Consider the following 13,400-nt stretch of genomic DNA (forward strand, 5'->3'; position numbering starts at 1 on the left):
GGTTCGGGTGGGGGTGGCCGGTGGCGACCCTGCGCGCGTTCTCCTCCACACAGTCCGGATCGCTGTCGTTCTCCTGTGCCAAACCTTCCGGCACCGCCCAGGGCGACATCCTGCTCGCCTTCCAGACGTCGCACGGCGCCATCGGCACGGACATGGCGACCCCGACCGGCGGGGCGACGTGGCAGCTTCTCGGCCAGTTGGAAGGCGCGGACTGGGCAGGCTCGCGCGTCTGGTGGAAGATCGCCGGTCCGGGCGAGCCCGGCTCCTACGGGTTCACGCAGGACACCAGCCCGTTCACCGGCGTGGCCGACTCGATCGTGGGCATCGTCGCGATCCGCGACCACGGCGGCATCACGCCGCTGATCGCCCGGGTCAACAACGGGCCCGATAACACGATCACCTGCCCGAGCGTCGCCCCGTCCACCGACTCGGGTGTCACGCTGCGCTGGGCTGCGGGCACCACCGGCTTGGACGGCGTGTGGACGACCCCGGTCGGCCACACCAAAGCGTTCGACCTGTACGGGGCGAACCTGCGCGCCAAAGCATCGCTCGCCTACAAGGCCCGGTCTTTCCCGGGCGCGGTCGGGTCGGCGAACTTCATCTGGTCCAGCTCGGCGCTTGAACCTAGCCAGGGCTTCACTGTGGACGTGGGTGGTACGGCGGTCCCGCCGGAGCCGCCGCCGGACCCGATCCCGCCGTCGCAGGACATCCACTACAAGTTCGTGTTCAACGACCTGCTCACCGACGGCTACATCGCCACGCTCGACCTGGACGACGTCTCCTACACGCGGACGATCGGCGTGCCCGGGCCGTTCTCGGCGAGCGTGGCCGTCGCGAACGAGGAGATCGCCGACGAGGTGGCCAAGGTCATCCCGCGCTGGGTCGACGACCCTTCGGAGCCGGACAGCCTGTCCACCGGGCCGGGCCGCACGGTGTGTCACGTCTACCGCAACGGGATCATCTGGGGCACCTACGTCATCTGGCGGGCGACCGTCTCCATCGACGGCAGGGGCGCCATCAAGGTGTCGTTGACCGGCGCGTCCCTGGAAAGCTATTTGAACGCGGTCGAGATCCGCGACGATCTCACCTACGACAACACCGACCAGCTCGACATCGCTCGCGCGCTCATCACCGAGATGCAGGCCCTGTCGTCGGCGGACATCGGCCTCACCTTGGAGGCGGGCACGTCCGGCGTGAACCGGGACCGGGCCTACAAGGGCGGGGAGACGGCGTCGTTCGGGCAGCGGCTGCGGGAACTCGCCGACGTGGATGATGGGTTCGAGTGGCTGATCCACACCGCCGACCCGGGCACCGGCACCCGCGTCCGCGAGGTCCGCTTCGGCTATCCGAAGCTCGGCTCCCAGACGGACCACGTGTTCTCCCAGCCGGGCAACGTGCTGAGCGTCTCCCAGGAGATCGACGCGCTGCGCGGCGCCACCTCCTACCGGGCGCGCGGCGAGAGCGTCTCCACGGACGCCTCCACCTCGTCCACACCGCTCATGTCGTCCGAACAGAACGCGACCGCCTATCTGGCTGCCGGGCACCCGCGCATCGACAAGACGCTCGACTACTCGACCGTCAAAGACGTGGACACGCTCAACGCCTACGCCGCCCGATGGGCAGCCGAACGGCCCGCAGCAGTCCGCATCCACCAGGTCAGCGTGAAGTTGGACGAGACCGAGTGGACGCCCGACAACCTCGGCGACTACGCCCGCGTGATGCTCGTCAACGACTGGTGGCCCATCCGCGACGGCGGCGCATCCTTCAGCCACCGCTGGCGGGTCATCGGCGTCAACGTGCGCGCCACCAGCAGAGGCAGCCAAGAGACGGCGACGCTTATCTTCGAGGAAGAGGTGGAAATCTAATGCCGCTACCGCAACCCGAGGATTTCGCCGACCGGATCCGGGCGCTGGAGCAGATTGTCCGGGATCTGATGTCGTCCATCACTAACCAGGGCGGGCTTACCACCGCGAGCGCGGGCTGGCAGATCCCGGCCGGTTCCACCCCGGACACGCCCGATTCGGGCGGGCACCTGTTCACCTCGGGGAACGAGCCGCACTGGAAGGACGACGGCGGTTCCGTCTACAGCCTCAAACCGCAGGTGTCTCCAGGTGTGCCGGTCTCTGATCCGGCCGACTTTCAGTCTGCGGCCAGCGCCGGGCCGACGTACAACAGCGCCGTGCAGAACATGATCACCCAGTTGCGGGCGGACGCCGCTGACACGAACGTCCAGTTGAAGGCGTTACTGTCATCGCTACGCGGCGGCGGAGCGATCAACTGATGGCCGCCATGCTGGCAGAACCTCCCGAGGAACCGGCCGAGGCGCTGCGCCGCGACATCCGCGCACTACGCCCGCTGGTCCTCACGCTGCTGGAACACCTGCGCGCGGCCGATCCTCCCGATCGGTAACCGCAGGCCGACCAGCTTCGATGATCTGCAACGCCGCAGCGCCCATGCCCGCCATGAACCCCGCAACGATCAACGCGACCTCGACCTCAAGAGACCAGTCGACATTCTGGGTGATCACCAGCAGCGCCACGAACGCGGCGATCAGCAGGTTGGCCCAGCCGCTGAGCCTGCTGCGACGGCGCCTCTTCAACCACAGCCCCCAGGCCGGCGCCCGGCCAGTGATCACGGTGTAGATGCCCAGCGCGGCGTTCAGGGCGGCCAGGGCGAGCAGAACCCACGCGAAAGCGATCACGCCGTCATTATGTGCGGCCTTGTCTCGGTTTCCAACCCATGATCGTGACCGCCCGCGCATCGACGCTCCTTTCGAGGGTGCTGCTCGCGTCGGTAAAGGGAGCGCGGGCGGTCGCCCCTTGATCGTGCCGCCCGTCTTCCAGGGCTGGGAGGCCCTCCGAGGGTGCGGGACGGGCGGCACCCCCTCCCACCGAACGAGACCATAAAGGGGTGAGCGTTGGACTTCCTGCAGTTGCCGATCATGCAGGGTGGCGCAGTCGTCGTCTTGCTCGCGGTGCTGTGGCTCATCTTCACCGGCCGGCTGGTACCCCGGTCGACGCTGGATGACGTCCGAGCCGACAGGGACGCCCGCATTGCCGACGCGGAGAAGGACACCGAACGCGCCTGGCATCTGTACGAGATGGAGCAGACGTCGCACGCCCTCACCCGCAAAGCCCTGCTGGATCAGGCTCTCGGCGTGACCGCGCCGGCGCTGGCGGTCGCCGAGACGACCGAGAAGATCCTCACCGAGCTACAGCCCGGGGGCGTCGATGGCTAAGCCCACGCAGGAGCAGCTTGCGGCTGCTGAAGCCGCAGTGGAGGAATCGGCGTCGCAGGCCATACAGGACGCTGCTGAAGGCCAGCAGGTTCGGCGCTACGGCGAAGAGCTGGCCTCCAGCATCCGCCGTCGTAACGCCGCCAACCATTTCGCTCGCTGGCTCTTTCGGGATGCGGCGGGAGGTCAGGCATGACCTGGGTGAACACCATCCTGCTGTGGGGGGCGCTCCTTGGCGGGCTCGTGCCGATGAGCTGGTTTCTGGTCAAGTTCCGGCCGGCGTGGCCGATCCGCTCTCCGGCCTTCCTTATCTCTGGACTAGTGCTCGCCATATGGCTCGGCTATGCCCGTGTCGCTGTGGTGCTCGCGATCCGCGGCTGGGTGCCCCGCATGGACGGGATAGCGGACGCTGCAGCGTCGATCCTGCCGCTGATCCTGGTGGACGCCATGGTCATTGCACTGCTGGTGAAGTTCACCCGCTTCAAGGCCGCCTACCTCGACGCCATGGACAAGAAAAGAGAGGAGCGGCCGTGAAGATAACCTCTCGTGCTGATTGGAACGCCCGCACCAGCAGGCCGGTCTACAGCGTGCCGTGGTCGGCGCGGACCGAGTTCTTCGTCCACCACACCGACGGGCCGCGGTCCCAGACAGTGCGGTCCATCCAGGACTTCCACATGGGGCCGAGCCGCGGATGGTCGGACGTCGGCTACAACTTCCTCGTCGACGAGGACGGCCGCATCTTCGAGGGCCGCGGCTGGCTCGTCGTCGGCGCCCACTGCCCGGACCACAACCGGTCCGGTATCGGCGTCGCGTTCATCGGCAAGAACAACCCGACCGCCGAAGCGAAGCGCGCCATCCGCTGGCTTTACGACGAAGCGTGCCGGCGAGCCGGCCGGAAGTTGAAGAAGCTCGGCCACGGCGACCGCTACGCCACTGAATGCCCTGGCCGGATTCTGCAGGCGTGGGTGGACGACGGCATGCCCGTAGACGACGCCGAAGAGCCGACCTTGTCCTGGACGGAGGAACTCGTGAAGGACCTGCCGCTGCTGAAGCCTGGTCAGACCAGCTACCACGTGAAGACGCTGCGCTCGCTGCTGTTCGCCCGTGGCGCCCTGTCTCAGGAGCGGTACGGCGGGCCGCACGGTCTGAAGGGCTGGCTGGAACTCACCAAGTACGACGCCGACCTGGTCGAGGACGTGAAGGCGTTCCAGCGCTCCGCCAAGCTGGACGCTGACGGTCTCGTCGGCGAGAAGACCTGGACTGCGGCCTTGAAGGTCGCGTGAGCGCGGGCGTGGGCATGCCCGCCCTGCTGCACCTGGACGCATTCGCCCGCGAGGTTGAGCAGGCGTTCGGGCACACCCCGTACCTGGTCGGGTCCGCCGCCAAGGGGAAGGTCTGGCGGGACGTGGACGTCCGCCTCATGCTGCCGGACGACGAGTTTGACGCCCTGTTCCCTGAATTCAAGACACCGGGGCGGACGCATTCGCGGTGGTCGATGCTGTGCGCGGCCATCTCCGAACTGGGGCGGGCGAGGACGGGACTGCCGATCGACTTCCAGTTTCAGCGCACCAGCGACGCCAACGAGCAGTATGACGGCGTCCGGCACGCTCTTGGCCTCATCTTCGACTGGACGGCGTGACCGTGACCGACCTCGGTGACCTGACGCTGGACGGCGTCTGGATGGGCCAGTGGCCCTACCAACACTTCCTCCCGCGGCATCCCAAGCCTGCGGTGGAGGACGAGCCCGGAGACGGGCGTATCAACGGTCTCATCGACGAGGCCAACTGACCAGCGGATTTAAAGCCGCTGCCCATCGGCTTGCATTTCGGAGCCGAGATTTCAAGTCACCTCCAAGAGGAGCATCCTCGAAATGCGCATCAACAAGAGCGCGACCCTGCTCGCTGCCCTGTTCGTGGCGGCCAGCCTGAGCACCGTAAGCCCGGCCTCGGCCGCCTCGCTCGCCGTCGCCGACGTTCCTGGCGATGTCCTGCGGATCGTCGAGGTCGGTACGGACGCGATGGGCGCGGACAGCGTCGCCAACCGCAACCGCGAGTTCGTCCGCTTCCAGAACGTGTCCGGCGCCCCGGTCGATGTGGCTGGCGTCCTGGTAGAGGATAACTGGGCGCACTCCAAGACGCTGGCTGACGTGGCGCACTCGTGCAACACGTACAAGATCGTGGACCTGCCGTCGAACCCGACCACGATGGTCGCACCGGGCGAGGTCGTCACTGTCTTCAACGGCATCCGGTGGGGTGGCAACTACAAGGTCGGCTCCGAGTACCGCCTGTACGCCAACAGCGACCCGGACTGCGGTACGAACGGTCAGTTCTTCAACAACGACAACGACGCCGTGTACGTCACCAAGGGCGACGGCACCGTGCAGTCGAGCTGGTCGTGGGAACACAACGGCGGCTACGCCTTCAAGCCGTAGGAGGTCGTCATGCAGTTCAAGATCTTCGGCCGTGAGCCTGCGGCCATCCTGTACGGCCTGCAGTCTCTCCTCGCGGTGCTGGTCGCTTTCGGTGTGATCACCGGTTCGGCGGCTGATTACTTGATGACCGTGGCTGGCGGTGTGATGGCGCTCATCGTGGCACTCACCACCCGGCCGGTCGTCGTGGCCGCCATCACCGGCGCCGCTTCGACGATCCTCACCGGGATCGTGTCGTTCGGGCTGCCGGGCCTGTCGTTCACCACCGCGCAGCAGGGCGTCATCATCGCCGCTCTGGCCGCGGTCCTGGGCCTGATGCTCCGGCAGAACCAGGAGCCGAAGGAGACGGCGCTCACGAACGCCTGAGCGCTACGCTGGTGGCATACCTCGCATCTGGCGAGGAGCGGCCGGGCTGATCTCCGGTCGTCGCCCGACAGCAGGACCCTCAACGGTGGCGAAGCTGCAGATGAGCTGCCCGCGAGACCTGGACTGCAGACCCGTGGGGAGATGGGCTCCCCACGCGCAACTTGTACCAGCCTGCCGTCCTTGTTGGCGGTAGGAGTCCGGTGAGAGGGTCAGGGATCCTCAACACCCGGCACGGATGGGTCGAGGCTTCTCGGTGTCACGGTGGAGCGTGGAGAAGCCGCTGGACGCTACGCTGGGCGGGCGCGACCTGCCAAGTGAGCGCACTGGGCTGGGTGGCCTTCGGGCAACCCAGCCCTTTTCTTCAAGGCAGGGAGGAAACTGTGGAGGTCAACCACGGTCGCGAGGAGTTCGATCTGTGGCAGCCGCCGCCTGGGATGTTCCCGCCCGGGATGCCGGTGTTCGCGCTGATCGGTATCGACCTGTCCAGCCCTGAGAGCATCGCAAGCTGGGCCTACCGAGCCGAGAGGCGGCGCCAACGCCAGAGGGCGGCGGCTGCTTGGCGGCAACACGACCGCTTCCTGTCCTGGCAGGAGGCCAATCCCGAGCTGTGCAAATGGCCGATGGATCCTGTTGACTGACCTGCCAGGTTGGCAGGAATTGGCAGAAGTTGGCAGATCGGCGGGAGGCGTGATGGAGCCAGAGCAGCCGACCGTCGTCCGCTGGCATGACGGACGCGACGTGTACCTCTACCCGGACGGCGGACGCCTCTACGTGGACGAGGTCAAGGCGATGCTGGCTGGCGCGGAAGAGCGGCGCAAGCAGCCGCTCAAGGTGGACGACCTGGACGCGCTCCAAGCTCGCATCGACAAGCTGAAGGCGGAACGGGAGGCGTGATGTCGATGTTCTTCTGGCGCCGCGTCGATGCGTTGGCGCACGTCCTCTACTGTCCGGCCATGGCCGGGCGCAGGGCAGCCCGGTACGGCAGGCTCCACGACGTTCACCTGATCCCGGGATGGCTCCTGGAGTGGGTGTGCGACCGGCTGTACATGGCGTGTGGGCTGAGTCGAGAGGACATGGACCGTCGATGAAGACGGGCCTTTGACCTGTGTGAGGACCCGAGTGATGGCCGGTGAAGTGCCGTCGAATTGGAGGCGTGATGAGCGCTGCCGAAGACGAGAGCCGCCTGGCGAGATACGAGCGAGCGATCGCCTACTATCGGGCGCTCAGAGTCTCGCTCCCGCCACGAGAGCAGGAAGAACTGACCCCGGAGCAGCAGGCCGAGCTACAGGCTGAGCTGCTGGCCGAGCACGAGTGGTTCCGCCCGTTTCGCGAGCGCGCGAACGCCGCATGTCTGGGGGAGCCATGAGGACGAGCATGCTGGGCCGCAGGGCTCCTCGCGTCCGCTGTCAGTGTTGTCCCGGGCCTCGCGCGCTCAGGGTGGAGAAGGTGCGCGAGCGACGGTTGTGGGAGGCGGAGACGCGCCCTGGCCGCTTCCTGAACAGCTTGGAGGATGAGGACGGCGACTGCCTGCACGGCTGCAACGGCGGCTGCGTGTACGGCGGCAGCGAGCAATGCACGTTCGCCTGCCACGACCTGACGCCAGAGATCGATGCGCTCTTCGACCGGTTGGACCGGCGGGCGATGGAGATCCTCAACGAAGAGATGATCGAGTTCGCTGAGTGGTCGCTGCCGTTGGCGGTCGAGGCTGCCGAACTGATGGGTGTCGTCTGGGAGGACGAGCCTGAACCCAACGTCGCGATGTCGTCTTGAACTAGACATCCCCTCGTCCGCTTCGGCGGGCGAGTGCCACCCTCCAGGGTGTTGCGTAGAGAGGCCCGCTCGGTCCCTTCGGGGGTCGGGCGGGCCTTCGTCGCATTGTGCGGAGTTTGGTGTCCGGCCGCCGGTCTGCGCATGCCGTACGGCCGAGCACGACCCTCGCCTGTCGGGGACCCTCATCCCTACTTCTTTGGGACGCCCCAAACGGTGGATAGGTTCACGCGGGCGGAGTCTACGACTGCGCGAATGGCACGCGCACCGCGGACCCGACAGGCGCCGGATACTACCTGGGTGGGCGACTCTGCGGCGGGTCCGGTATCGGCGACGTAGACGTCCACATCAAGGCAGGCCCCGCCGCCGGCCACTACCGGTGCGAGACGGCGCTGTTCTTCGTCCTGACTGGCAATCTCGCCGGCGTCAGGTGCCAGGCTGATGTGAGCCGACTCGGCCGGTCGATGGACATCTCGGCCTTCCTGGGTAGCGACGGAACGTGATCGGCATACCACCCAAGCGACCGTCTCGCGCAGGCCCAATTTCGCAGGCTCGGGCAGATGTCCACCGGGGAGGAGTGCACCCTGCCGCCAGGTAGAAGATCTTGCTACGCGGTAGGAGAACTCACTCGTTTCACTGTCGGCCCCCAGTCCCTAGCCTGACAGTGAGCCTCCTGCCTGCCGGGTTTCGCCGATTCCGCGGGCAGGAGGCTCAGCCACCCGTTAGTCGGGGTGGCGCGGGTCGAACGTCACCCACAGGATCCACAGCAGCAGTTTCGCTATCACTGCGATGGTGCGGATCCACTGGTGGCGCTTGTTCCCGCCGTCGCGGTCGTCGTCCGACACGTTGATCTCCCGTCTCACCGGTCCGTCCGGCGCGCAGGGCTGACGGCCAGGAAACCTTGTGTCGGCGTTGCCGCCCGCCCACGATGGTCCACACTGTGGGAACACGCAAGGCCATGATCATCGGGCAGGAAGAGATCTCTACCTGAAGGTAGAGGAAACAGCCCGCCAGGAGACGATCCTTAACTGTGGAGCCAGAGCGTCCGCGCCGTAAAGGGGAGAAACGGCTATTTGGCGTTGGCTTCTCCGGGAACAGGAAAGAGCCCTCGCCCGGCTGGGGAGAGCTCTTTCCCGCTGCACTAATGCGCGGTGCTGGCCGTGACCACTCCGCCCGTAATCTGAACCCTGCTATTGAGCAAGGCGTCGGCCACGCCAGACATGCCGAGCTGCGCCTCACGGATCGCTTCGACGGCGACATCCGCCGCGTAGCGCCCCTTTTCGTCGGTGAGGGATCCGGCGACCAGATAGAGATCGACCTGGTCGCGGAAGATCCTGACGATGGCGCCTCCCGGGAAGCTGATCTCCTTGGGGAGTTCCTCCTCGGTGCTGGCGACGACGAACCCGGCCTGCTCAAGCGCCTGGGTCAGGAGGGCGCTTGTTTCATTAGCCTGCAATTTTTGCACTTTCTATTTGCGCTAAGCCCTAGCGGCCCAGCGCTGGAGACCCTACGGGCGCCAGCCGGGCCGCACCAGTTAGGATGTTGCGCACGACGCCATTTACCAGGCGCGATGTCGGCAAATTTATTTGCGCCGAGTTAGGATTTGCCTCGACGCGCTTGTTCGCCGCCCTTTGAAGTGCATCTCATGAGAGTCCCGAAGCTTGCCCGGCCAAGCTGTCAGCCAACCGGTCTCAGGCGCGGGTGCGGCGCCGGAAACAGTTGGTTTTCCTTCGAACTTGCGAACCCGGCCAGGTGGGCTATGTCGTTGGCTGCGAGGCCCTTGCCGGCCAGAGCCTGCCCGATGTTCTCGGCCAGCGATGGGCGCTCGGGTGTGAGTTCATCGCTGAGCGGTTCGCTGGTCTTCCATCCTCTGGCGCTGAATGCCTTGTGCATGTTGGCGCGTTCGCCAGCTGTCATGAGATTCGCGTTGTGAGCTCGCTCGACCAGAGCTTGCATGGACACCCCCCACTCGCGTTTCAGGTCATGAAGCCGCCCTATCTTCAGGTTCCTGAGTTGAGGTCGGATTACCTCAATGGGCATGAGGAACTCGGCCGCGAACTCGTTTGCCTCAGCTTCAACATCGTCTGACACGTCCACAGAGTGCAGACACAGATGACCGAGTTCGTGAGCGAGCGTCAGTCTCTTGCGGTCAGTTGGGGAGCGTCGATTGATCAAGATCACTGGATGGTCGTCGATCCATTGCGAGAGGCCGTCCACTCTGCTGGTGCCGAAGTCTTCTTCGATGACCAGGCAACCGGCAGCCTCTAGCCACCGTGTCAGTGAGCGAACTGGCCCGATCGGCATGCGCCATTGCATGCGCACAAGCCGGGCTGCATCGCTGGGTGGCATGTCCACAGGGTCCAACGTCGGTACTCGCTGCTCGGCTCGTACAGAGACCTCTTCGAACAGCAGGCGTGCATGCATCCGGTACATGTTGAGCCGCGCTTCGAGCTGGCGCCACACAGTGGGCTTGGCAGTCAGGCGGCGCCGCATATGGGCGTCAATGGCCATCCCGCCGTGCACGCGTCCCGCCGCGGCCAGGAACGTCTCAGTGACGCCCAAGGCCGCGGCCAACCGCGCGAGTACATCAGGTTCAGGCTCCCGAAGGTCGTTCTCGTACCTCGAAAGTGCTGCCTGAGTGACTCCGGCCGCGGTCGCAAGCTCTTCTTGCGTGAACCCGCATGCCCGGCGAGCTGTTACGAGCACCTCGCCGAGATGGTTCATGATTCTGCGCTCTCTTCGCTGTCTTGTGCTGCCTCGTCGCCGACGTCGATGACTGGGGCTGTGGGCTCGGGAGCGGTAGGTATCGGTGTGACTGTCCCGCCTCCGTACCCCGTGCCGGGGTCGGGCAATTCTTCTACCCAGACGATGGCGTCCTTCCCATCACGCAAGGACAGGACCGAAGGTCCGATTTCCCGGGACTCCTTGTCCCAGATGTAGCCGACGATGAGCCGGATCTCTTCCAGCCCGGCGAGGGTCTCCTGGGTAGGAGGCTGCACCAGGAAGTCCATCGCCCCTGCCGTCGCGTAGGTGCTGATGCTGCCGTCGTCTGCGTGACGCTTTGCGCGAAGGCGGTAGCGGACGCCAGCGAACACCTCTCTCATTGGTTCCGTGTCAACGATCTGAATGTCGGGCAGACCGTCGACGAGGCTGATCAGGTGATGCCATAGACGGTCGTGGATCCAGTTGGCTAAGCCACGCTCGCTGGACTGCGCCACCCATCCGGGATCGTTCTCGCGGTAATTGGCGAGGTCCAATCGCGCGCGGGAAACCGCACGAGCGAAGGCTTCGGTGACCTTTTCGCCGAGGTCTGACAGAACTTCAGCCGATTCTGGGTGCGATTTCATACCGGAAAATATACCATCAGTGATCTTGCTTGAGGTCACGAAGGCATCACGGCGGTGGGCCTCCCTGTTCGTGCTCGCTCTGGAGGCGAACCCGGAGCCCGAGCGGCAAGCCGAACTGGCGGAGGCGCGGTCCGAGCGGCTGCGCCTCGTCGGGAGATCAACCGGCACGAGTGGTGGGCCGGCGTCGAGAACCGGTACCAGGCGTCTCAGGCGTTGCTGAAGGCAGTTCAGGACTGACCCTGGCATCTCGGCCAGCGTGAGGCGTACGCTGGCCGTTCACGCAGACGCGAGGGAGAGCCCGCCCCCTGCTGGGGACGGGCTCTTTGCTGTCTCGGATCAGCAGGTGGCGAGCATGTCGGCGAGCGCGTCGACCTCGGCTTGGTCTGCCGTCAGGCCCCAGTCGTACTTAACGTCTGTCCAGCTTTTCGCGTAGTCGCAATGAAAGCTGGCCAGCGGGGGACGCCACTGAGCTGGGTCCTTGTCGCTCTTGGACTGGTTGACATTGTCCGTCACATTCCACAACTGTGTGTCCGACAGTGAGTTGGCGAACTGGCGGCGCTTCTCGGTCGTCCAGGCCCAGGCGCCCGAACGCCACGCCTGGGCCAGCGCAACCATGTGGTCGGTGTCGAGATCGCTCGCCTGTGTCCAGGTCACCCCGTCGTAGGGCGAATACCAGGAGCCGGAGACTGCGGCGCAGGAGGAGTTGACGACGACCTGGTCTCCGTCCCTCTTGAGGGTGGTCTCTCGTGTGTTGCAGGTGCCGGAGATGGTGATCCAGTGCGGGAAGAGGGCCCGGTCGTAGGAGTCGGCGTGGCTCTCCGACGCGACCTCGATGAGCTGTAGCTGCTGCAGGGCTACCGCGGTGGTGGGCATGCCCGGCGGGGTGGCCGCGGCCGGGCCGGCGAACAGCGGGATGAGCAGGAGCGTGGCGAGGAGGGTGAGCAGGGCGGCGCGGGATTGCCGCATGGCGCTGGCCTTCCTGAGCCCGGCCGCGGACAGGCGCGTGCCGTGTCGGGGGCGCGGCGGGGGGTCAGGTTGAAGGTCTCAACGTGGCCAGGTTGCGGCTAGGGACGACACGCGCCAACAAGCGGCGTCAGATTTCGTGGGCAGGGACCGTAACGCCCGGATACGTCGCCCGAGAATCACCGCCTACATGCTCATATCGGGTCAACATCAAAAGCGGATCGAAAGCGCCTCCCGCTACGCTCCCGCAACGCCTGGGCGAGAGCTCTGGCTGGTGACAGCGCATGGAGGCATGATGGTCCGGAAGATCGCGACCGCAGTGGCGGTAGGTTTCGTGGCGGCGTCGCTCGCCGTGGCTGGGATAGCGACGCCCGCGTCGGCGGGCACATTCGCAGGGGCGACCTGCAAGATTGATCAAGGGAAGGTGCGCACCAAGCCGGCGCTGGAGGGGCGGGTCCTGTTCTACTGCGCTAAGGGGGCGCACCTGCCGGTCACCTGCTACGTCGTCGGCCAGTCAGTGGATGGCAGTAGCTGGTGGTACCGGATGCCGTACGGCAGCGCCTTCGGCTACATCCACTCCGCCAATGTCACCACGGGCAGCGGGATGCTGCGCTGCTGAGCTTCGCGTATGGGACAGCCGCCCCAGCGTGGGGGACTGGAGCGGCTGCCCTCACGGAGGAGACCGCCGGGGTAGCCGCACGCTGCCACAGTGATCTCACGTGTGGTAGACGCCCCAGCCCTTAACAAGGTTCACAGTTCTTGTCAGGACCGTCTGGGGTCTTTGCACCGTTCCGGCCCGGACGTAACGTCGAAAGATGGCAGACCCGCAAGCCGCACGCAACCTCGCACTCGTGCGCATCCACAAAGCCGCCGGCGACATCCGCTGCACAGATCCGAGAGAGATGCTCCGCGGACTGGTCCGCCTACGGCTCCTGGCCGAAGAGATCGAAGACCAACTGCGCAGCGAATCCTGGGGCGACATCTCCCGCCAATCCCGGGCAGGCTGAGCGGCGTCAGCCGTACGGCCGCTTGTACGCGTCCCGCGCACGCTCGGCCACATGCGCCGGCGGCGGATCATCCTCGGCAGCACTCACATCCATCAGTGCAGAGAGACGCTGCTCGGGTGACAGTAGCGCCCACTCCTCGGCGGTATGCCCGGTCCATTCGTATGCCTCGACGGCGGCGGCTTCCTGCTCGTCCATGGGATCAGGGTGGCCCCGACTAAGCCGACGCGGCGGCCGGTTAGCGATAGATCCCGAGATGAGACGGCCCTTTGCGCAGATCCGGACACGAC

23 protein-coding genes are annotated in these 13,400 nt (G+C 65.9%); 16 read left to right on the top strand and 7 right to left on the bottom strand.

Annotation, left to right across the window (positions count from 1 at the left end; genetic code table 11):
* Positions 1-20 precede the first annotated feature (20 nt).
* The gene (locus ACIBEJ_RS35130; protein ID WP_397187206.1) at positions 21-1,865 is read left to right on the top strand and encodes a hypothetical protein; all 1,845 of its coding nucleotides are present in this window, start codon (positions 21-23) and stop codon (positions 1,863-1,865) included.
* On the top strand, positions 1,865-2,281 hold the full coding sequence (locus tag ACIBEJ_RS35135; protein ID WP_397187207.1) for a hypothetical protein: 417 nt from the start codon (positions 1,865-1,867) through the stop codon (positions 2,279-2,281). The genes ACIBEJ_RS35130 and ACIBEJ_RS35135 overlap by 1 nt, the downstream gene beginning before the upstream one ends.
* A gap of 81 nt (positions 2,282-2,362) precedes the next feature.
* On the opposite strand, the gene ACIBEJ_RS35140 is transcribed toward ACIBEJ_RS35135, so the two are convergent.
* Entirely contained in the window at positions 2,363-2,701 is a 339-nt protein-coding gene (locus ACIBEJ_RS35140) for a hypothetical protein (RefSeq protein WP_397187208.1), read from the bottom strand.
* 216 nt (positions 2,702-2,917) lie between these two features.
* Here ACIBEJ_RS35140 and ACIBEJ_RS35145 point away from each other — a divergent pair, with 216 nt between their 5' ends.
* From ACIBEJ_RS35145 to ACIBEJ_RS35200, 12 genes are all read left to right on the top strand, one after another.
* Positions 2,918-3,238 carry a hypothetical protein gene (locus tag ACIBEJ_RS35145; protein WP_397187209.1) on the top strand — a complete coding sequence of 107 codons (321 nt, stop codon included), beginning with the start codon at positions 2,918-2,920 and terminating at the stop codon, positions 3,236-3,238.
* Entirely contained in the window at positions 3,231-3,431 is a 201-nt protein-coding gene (locus ACIBEJ_RS35150) for a hypothetical protein (protein WP_397187210.1), read from the top strand. Before ACIBEJ_RS35145 ends, ACIBEJ_RS35150 begins: the two co-directional genes overlap by 8 nt.
* Complete coding sequence (locus ACIBEJ_RS35155; RefSeq protein WP_397187211.1) at positions 3,428-3,769, top strand: hypothetical protein; 342 nt, start codon at positions 3,428-3,430, stop codon at positions 3,767-3,769. The genes ACIBEJ_RS35150 and ACIBEJ_RS35155 overlap by 4 nt, the downstream gene beginning before the upstream one ends.
* Positions 3,766-4,518 (top strand): N-acetylmuramoyl-L-alanine amidase, encoded by a 753-nt coding sequence (locus ACIBEJ_RS35160; RefSeq protein WP_397187212.1) that lies wholly within the window; start codon positions 3,766-3,768, stop codon positions 4,516-4,518. Before ACIBEJ_RS35155 ends, ACIBEJ_RS35160 begins: the two co-directional genes overlap by 4 nt.
* A complete protein-coding gene (locus tag ACIBEJ_RS35165) occupies positions 4,515-4,874 on the top strand; it encodes a hypothetical protein (RefSeq protein WP_397187213.1) in 360 nt (119 codons plus the stop codon). The genes ACIBEJ_RS35160 and ACIBEJ_RS35165 overlap by 4 nt, the downstream gene beginning before the upstream one ends.
* On the top strand, positions 4,871-5,023 hold the full coding sequence (locus ACIBEJ_RS35170; RefSeq protein ID WP_397187214.1) for a hypothetical protein: 153 nt from the start codon (positions 4,871-4,873) through the stop codon (positions 5,021-5,023). The genes ACIBEJ_RS35165 and ACIBEJ_RS35170 overlap by 4 nt, the downstream gene beginning before the upstream one ends.
* Before the next feature lie 82 nt (positions 5,024-5,105).
* Positions 5,106-5,666, top strand: a complete 561-nt coding sequence (locus ACIBEJ_RS35175; RefSeq protein ID WP_397187215.1) for a hypothetical protein — start codon at positions 5,106-5,108, stop codon at positions 5,664-5,666.
* A 9-nt stretch (positions 5,667-5,675) separates the two neighbouring features.
* On the top strand, positions 5,676-6,029 hold the full coding sequence (locus ACIBEJ_RS35180; protein WP_397187216.1) for a hypothetical protein: 354 nt from the start codon (positions 5,676-5,678) through the stop codon (positions 6,027-6,029).
* Positions 6,030-6,409: 380 nt separating this feature from the next.
* Positions 6,410-6,667 carry a hypothetical protein gene (locus tag ACIBEJ_RS35185; RefSeq protein ID WP_397187217.1) on the top strand — a complete coding sequence of 86 codons (258 nt, stop codon included), beginning with the start codon at positions 6,410-6,412 and terminating at the stop codon, positions 6,665-6,667.
* Between the two features lie 52 nt (positions 6,668-6,719).
* Positions 6,720-6,923: a hypothetical protein gene (locus ACIBEJ_RS35190; RefSeq protein WP_397187218.1), complete on the top strand. Its 204-nt coding sequence runs from the start codon at positions 6,720-6,722 to the stop codon at positions 6,921-6,923.
* A 262-nt stretch (positions 6,924-7,185) separates the two neighbouring features.
* Complete coding sequence (locus tag ACIBEJ_RS35195; RefSeq protein ID WP_397187219.1) at positions 7,186-7,395, top strand: hypothetical protein; 210 nt, start codon at positions 7,186-7,188, stop codon at positions 7,393-7,395.
* Positions 7,396-7,475: 80 nt separating this feature from the next.
* A complete protein-coding gene (locus ACIBEJ_RS35200; protein WP_397187220.1) occupies positions 7,476-7,799 on the top strand; it encodes a hypothetical protein in 324 nt (107 codons plus the stop codon).
* Between the two features lie 719 nt (positions 7,800-8,518).
* Here ACIBEJ_RS35200 and ACIBEJ_RS35205 read toward each other — a convergent pair.
* The 5 genes from ACIBEJ_RS35205 to ACIBEJ_RS35225 all read right to left on the bottom strand — a co-directional run bounded on the left by ACIBEJ_RS35205 (position 8,519) and on the right by ACIBEJ_RS35225 (position 12,109).
* The gene (locus tag ACIBEJ_RS35205; protein WP_397187221.1) at positions 8,519-8,641 is read right to left on the bottom strand and encodes a hypothetical protein; all 123 of its coding nucleotides are present in this window, start codon (positions 8,639-8,641) and stop codon (positions 8,519-8,521) included.
* A 296-nt stretch (positions 8,642-8,937) separates the two neighbouring features.
* Positions 8,938-9,261: a hypothetical protein gene (locus tag ACIBEJ_RS35210; RefSeq protein ID WP_397187222.1), complete on the bottom strand. Its 324-nt coding sequence runs from the start codon at positions 9,259-9,261 to the stop codon at positions 8,938-8,940.
* Positions 9,262-9,473: 212 nt separating this feature from the next.
* The gene (locus tag ACIBEJ_RS35215) at positions 9,474-10,520 is read right to left on the bottom strand and encodes a helix-turn-helix domain-containing protein (RefSeq protein WP_397187223.1); all 1,047 of its coding nucleotides are present in this window, start codon (positions 10,518-10,520) and stop codon (positions 9,474-9,476) included.
* Positions 10,517-11,143, bottom strand: coding sequence for a hypothetical protein (locus ACIBEJ_RS35220; RefSeq protein WP_397187224.1), 627 nt, complete (start codon positions 11,141-11,143; stop codon positions 10,517-10,519). Before ACIBEJ_RS35220 ends, ACIBEJ_RS35215 begins: the two co-directional genes overlap by 4 nt.
* Positions 11,144-11,479: 336 nt before the next feature.
* On the bottom strand, positions 11,480-12,109 hold the full coding sequence (locus ACIBEJ_RS35225; protein WP_397187225.1) for a DUF1524 domain-containing protein: 630 nt from the start codon (positions 12,107-12,109) through the stop codon (positions 11,480-11,482).
* Between the two features lie 421 nt (positions 12,110-12,530).
* Here ACIBEJ_RS35225 and ACIBEJ_RS35230 point away from each other — a divergent pair, with 421 nt between their 5' ends.
* Positions 12,531-12,725, top strand: coding sequence for a hypothetical protein (locus tag ACIBEJ_RS35230; protein ID WP_397187226.1), 195 nt, complete (start codon positions 12,531-12,533; stop codon positions 12,723-12,725).
* A gap of 196 nt (positions 12,726-12,921) precedes the next feature.
* Positions 12,922-13,113 carry a hypothetical protein gene (locus tag ACIBEJ_RS35235; RefSeq protein WP_397187227.1) on the top strand — a complete coding sequence of 64 codons (192 nt, stop codon included), beginning with the start codon at positions 12,922-12,924 and terminating at the stop codon, positions 13,111-13,113.
* A 6-nt stretch (positions 13,114-13,119) separates the two neighbouring features.
* Here ACIBEJ_RS35235 and ACIBEJ_RS35240 read toward each other — a convergent pair whose 3' ends face one another.
* Positions 13,120-13,308 carry a hypothetical protein gene (locus ACIBEJ_RS35240; RefSeq protein ID WP_397187228.1) on the bottom strand — a complete coding sequence of 63 codons (189 nt, stop codon included), beginning with the start codon at positions 13,306-13,308 and terminating at the stop codon, positions 13,120-13,122.
* Positions 13,309-13,400: the final 92 nt, after the last annotated feature.

This window comes from Nonomuraea sp. NPDC050790 (assembly GCF_044456745.1).
In the GTDB taxonomy this organism is placed as follows: domain Bacteria; phylum Actinomycetota; class Actinomycetes; order Streptosporangiales; family Streptosporangiaceae; genus Nonomuraea.